This is a genomic window from Thermoleptolyngbya sp. M55_K2018_002 (assembly GCF_015295965.1).
Lineage (GTDB): Bacteria > Cyanobacteriota > Cyanobacteriia > Elainellales > Elainellaceae > Thermoleptolyngbya > Thermoleptolyngbya sichuanensis.
Map to the genome: position 1 here is coordinate 1 of NZ_DVEA01000170.1, position 5,188 is coordinate 5,188.

At 58.1% G+C, this 5,188-nt stretch carries 3 protein-coding genes; all 3 read right to left on the reverse strand.

Translation table 11 applies throughout. The features are described from left to right. A partial coding sequence (locus IGS51_RS08565; protein WP_297078017.1) for a substrate-binding domain-containing protein occupies positions 1–931 on the reverse strand: 931 nt, incomplete at its 3' end. 210 nt (positions 932–1,141) lie between these two features. Next, positions 1,142–1,537, reverse strand: a complete 396-nt coding sequence (locus tag IGS51_RS08570; protein ID WP_172357974.1) for a hypothetical protein — start codon at positions 1,535–1,537, stop codon at positions 1,142–1,144. 259 nt (positions 1,538–1,796) lie between these two features. Beyond that, on the reverse strand, positions 1,797–5,188 hold a 3,392-nt coding region (gene glgP, locus IGS51_RS08575; protein WP_297078018.1), incomplete at its 5' end, for a glycogen/starch/alpha-glucan family phosphorylase.

The window sequence follows — 5,188 nt, forward strand, 5'->3', positions numbered from 1 at the left end:
TCGGGGAGGGGGATTCAGCAACCGGGCTAGGGGAAGGCGATGCCGCAGGGCTGGCTGCTGCAAACACTTCCTGACCCGGTGCGGTGGTGGCAAATCCTAGCAGGGCTTCGCTGCCGGGGTTCAAATCCTTATAAACGTAAGCGCGGGGCTGGGAGTAGGGATAGCGGGGGTCGTCCGGCAGGGTTTTGTGCATGGGCACGATCTTGACGGCGCTGTTGCCAATGGCCTGATCGGCGATCGCATAGCTGATGCCGTTTTCGCCCAGTTCCGCCGTTACGGCTTCGGTGGTGTCTTCTGCAACCTGCATACCGTTCGCCCCGACCGCAATCGGCCCACCTGCAAACACCTCTTTAAAGACATCGTAGCCACTTAGAGCAAGGCGGGTGTCGCTAGAGTCTGGGCGATCGACAAACTTAATTGGCAGGTTTGGGCCACCCACTTCTGACCAGTTGGTGATTTCGCCCTTAAACATCCGAGCGAATTGCTCAAAGGTGAGGTCGCCGTCAAAGGCGCTGTTGGGGCCTACAATCACGGCAATCTTTTCGCGCTCTAGCTTTTCTTCTCGGAAGCCCTTGGCCCGGTCTGCTTCGGTCAGGGGGCGACCGATGGCCGCAATGTCGATGTTGCCCGCGTCGAGCGCCTCTAGCGCTGGGATACTGCCGCTTTCGGCCAGTTCTACTCTAGACCCGCTGTATTTGCCCTCAAAGCGACCCTTCAGCCCCTCATTGGGGACGCGCATACTGCTGGAGCCATCTACCCGCACGACCGTATCTGCGGGCAGGGAGTCGGGCAGGGTGAACTGGGGCGCTTGGGCAATGACTTGGGAAATCAGCGTGGGGCGGCGATTCAGCGATGCGGCGATCGCATCTGTGGCGGCGGCTAGCGTCAGCACCGTAGCCGAGAGTCGAAGGACAGAAGAGTTTAGGCGCATGATTAATCAACCGAAGTAAATGGGGCAAATATTGAGAAACTATTAGGAAATGCAGGTAGGAAATCAGGAAACGTTTAGAAAACAGACCTTGAAACTGCGTGTCATCCTACGAGGGTAAGGGTCGTACCTTTCGCTACAATTCTGCTCAGCGAACCAACCCGAAATCAACGCTCAGAAAGCCGCTCAGTAGACTCAGCAGCACTTAGAAAACTAGTGCTTGGCGACGGTTAAAAAAAGTTCACCCGTGTTGTCTTCTAGATAGGTGTCAAAAAAGAAAGCAGACACCGTAGTCTGCCCTTTGACCTCCAGCGTCACTGCATCTTCGTAGCCGTTTAGCGAAACCCAGGTTGCGCCTACGGAAACCCCCGTGTCTCGATTGGTGAATGGGCCGCCATAGATCCACAGCAGCACCAGAGGCTCACCAGAGTGTCCACTCAGCCCGCGATAGCTAAAGGTTCCACTCTTGATTTTCAGCGTGTAAACACCTGGCTCTAAAACGGTGGAAACCGCAACTTCCTTTTGCAGCTTCTCCATTTGCTCAGGCGTGAAAAAATAGCAGTTCCGCTGACTGTGAACATCCAGTTCGGCGACGACAGTACCCACCATTGCTAACCTCTTGTACTAAAACAAAAACAGCTTGAACGCATTCAAAAATGTCAACTGGCAACTTTACCTGAAGCCATCAAAAAGTAATGAAATCGAGACGATAACTTTTCTTTTTCAAGCGTGGATTATACGGGGTTATGAACTGAGTGTAAAGTTCATAGACGCTGCGTAAGTAGGGAAAAATCTTCCAGCTCACGCAGCGTCTCTTGCGTTTGTTTCACACCCCGACAATCAAACCTGAACCACTGCTAGCAGAAGACTAGCTGGGAAGCGACATCGAGGATTGAAGCGGGCTGGTGGCAATTTTCCAGATGGACTGGCTGTAGCCGTAAATCGCGCGATCGCTCGAAAAGTAGCCCGCCCGCGCCGCTGTCAGGATGGATTTGCGCGTCCAGCCCTCGACATCGCCGTAGGCTGCGGCGACTCGATCTTGGGCGGCTATGTAGGCGGCATAATCTGCCAGCACGCCGTAGGGATCGCCGTAGAGTAGCCGATCCAGCAGCGGGCGGAACAGGCCGCCATCGCCATAGGAGAACACTCCCGACGCGATCTGGTCGATGGCCTGCTTGAGGTCGGGCAGCGACTCGTACAGGTGATAGCGGTTGTGGTCGCCTTCGTAGAGCGGCAGGGACTCCGCCGCTGTCCGCCCAAACAGGAAGCTGTTTTCTGCACCGACCGCATCCGCCAGTTCCAGGTTCGAGCCGTCCAGCGTGCCCAAGAGCAAGCCGCCGTTGAGGGCGGCGATCAGGTTGCCCGTGGCAGAGGCTTCGGTGCCCGCCGTGGCAATGAATTCCGCCACATCGGCCGCCGGGAAAATCACCTGGCTATTTTTGATGGTGAAGTCTTTGATAAAGACCACTTTGAGGCGATCGCCCACGTCCCCATCTGCGTTCACCGTTTCCGCCACCGCATTGATCAGCTTGATTATCAGCTTGGCTGTGGCATAGTCTGGCGCGGCTTTGCCCGCAAACAGCACAGTACGCGGCGTGAAGGCAGCCCCCGGATTTGCCTTAATCCGGTTGTAAAGCGTCACCACATGCAGCAGGTTGAGGTGCTGGCGCTTATGCTCGTGGATTTCATTCGCTTGCAGGTCAAACAGGCTCATCGGATTCACCGAAAGTCCCCACTGCTGCTGGATGAGTTCCGCGAGCAACTGCTTTGCCATCAGCTTGGCCTGTCGCCACTGCGCCCGAAACTCCGCGTCTTCGGCATAGGCTTCCAAATCCTTCAGCGTTTCCAGGTGCGTCACCCAGCCGCTGCTCAGCTTTTGGGTGATCAGGTCGGCCAGGGGCGGATTGCTCAGCGCCAAGAAGCGGCGCGGCGACACGCCGTTGGTCTGGTTGCTAAATTTCTGCGGCATCAGTTCGGCAAAATCAGCGAACTTTTGCTTCAGCAACCCGGTATGTTGGGCCGACACGCCATTGACCGCGTAGCTGCTGAGCAGCGCCAGATTCACCAAACGGAAGTGCTTTTCGCCCGCCTCATCCACCAGCGACAGGCGAATCACCTTGCCCTCGTCGCCGGGATACTGGTCGCGCACCGTGCCCAAAAAACGGCCGTTGAGGTCTAGCAGAATCTCGAAGTGGCGCGGGAACAGCTTTTGCACCGTCGGCAGCGAGTAGTGGTTAGAGTCCAATGCCTCCGGCAGCAGGCTGTGGTTGGTGTAGGCAAACGTTTTGCAGGTGATGTCCCAGGCTTGATCCCACTCCAGCCCGTGCCCGTCCATCAGCAGGCGCATCAGTTCGGGAATGGCAATGATTGGGTCAGTGTCGTTGATTTGGATCGTCACTCGTTCTGGCAGGGTGTGGATGCTGCCGCCTGCCTCTAGGTGTCGGCGAATTGCGTCTTGCAGCGAGGCAGACACAAAGAAGAACTGCTGCCGCAGGCGCACTTCCCGGCCGTATTCCTCCATGTCGCTGGGATACAGCACCTTGGATAGGTTGGCATCGGTTTCTGCCTTCCACAGGCGCAGCAGGCTGGCCGCACCAGAGCGATAGCCCGGAATCAGGGTGTCGTAGGGGATGGCGCGAATGGCTTCGTCGGGAACCCAGCGCATCCGGTAGCGGCCGTCGGCATCCATGTAGGCTTCGCTGCGGCCGCCAAACAGCACGTTCACCGCTGCTTCCGGGCGCTCAATTTCCCAGGGGTTGCCGTTTTTCAGCCATTCGTCCACGACTTCGACCTGCCAGCCGTCGCTGAAGTCTTGGTCGAAAATGCCGAACTCGTAGCGGATGCCGTAGCCGATCGCCGGAATGGTGGCCGTTGCCAGCGAGTCGAGGTAGCAAATCATCAGCCGACCCAGCCCGCCGCGGCCCAGACCGGGTTCTTCTTCCAGCGCGATCAAGTCCTCCAGGGTAATGCCCAGTCCTGCTAGCGAAGTCTGCGCTTCGGGCGACAGACCCATTGCGAACAGATTATTGGCTAGGTGGGGCCCGGGCAGATATTCTGCCGAAAGCTCAATCACCAGGCGATCGCCCAGGGTGGCCCAATCCGTCTCTGGCGTTCTCAGGGCAAACAGGCGATCGCGCACCACGTAGGACAGCGCCATGTACTTGTCCCAGGGTTCTGCCGTGTCCAGCGTCTTGCCGCAATGATGCATCAGCGCGTCCAAAAAGGCTTGCTTCAGCGTTCCATCGGTCGGTTCTACGAGCGTTTCTGGAACGGGTTCCGCGACGGGTTCAGTCGGGAGGGCGATCGCAGACTCAATGGTTTCCGTGACGGGTTCCGCAACGGGTTTGGCAACGAATTCCATCACAGGTTCCATAATCGGTTCCATCACGGGTTCCATGATCGGTTCCACAACGGGTTCGATCACTGTTTCGGTAACCGTTTCTGTTACTGTGTCAATTGCTTCCTCGACTGTTTCCGCCACAGGTTCCGCTACTGATTCCACCATTGGCGCAACGGCTTCTTCAACCGATTCCTTCAGCGCTTCAAAGGAGTCGGCCACGGGCGCTTCGGGAACGGGCTGCTGCGTCAGCTCAATCACCTCTTCCGTGCTGATCAGTTCTACAATTTCAGGTTCCGTCACCGCAGGCGGCTCTACGGGCGCAGGCGTGATGACCTCTGGCTCTGGCGTGACGATGGGAACGGGGGTATAGCCAGGGCGCACAAAGGTTGGGCGCAGTTCCACGACTTTATTAAACGCGGCCCGGGCATCGTCCTCGCGGCCTAGCAGCACCAGGGTTTCGCCTTTGCCAATCCAGGCTTCGGTGAGGTCGGGCTGGAGGGCGATCGCCCGGTCAAAGCTTTCGATGGCAGGTTCATGGCGGCCCAGCCCGGCCAGGGCCAGCCCCCGATTCAGCCAGATCAGCGCGTCGTTGGATTCTGCCTCGACGACTTCATCCAGGTAGGGCAGCGCTTCGGCATAGCGGCCACCTTCCACCAGCTTGGAGGCCTGGACAAACAGCGCAGGCACGTCCACCACGCGAGGAGCGACCACAGGCTCCGCAGGAACGACGGGTTCCATCACGGGCTGCGGCGCAACGACGGGTTCTACAGTGACCGTTTCCGCAACCACAGGTTCCACCGTTTCCGTAACCACAGGCTCCACCTGGGTTTCCACTTTGGGTGCAGGTGGGGGAACCATGGATGACTGCTGTACATCCTTGACCACCGGGCCGCGCTTGGCCAGCCAGCCACCCAGCCAGC

Coding starts and splice junctions, on each gene's coding strand:
- IGS51_RS08570 (WP_172357974.1), bottom strand. CDS start 1,537: ATGGTGGGTACTGTCGTCGCCGAACTGGATGTTCACAGTCAGCGGAAC.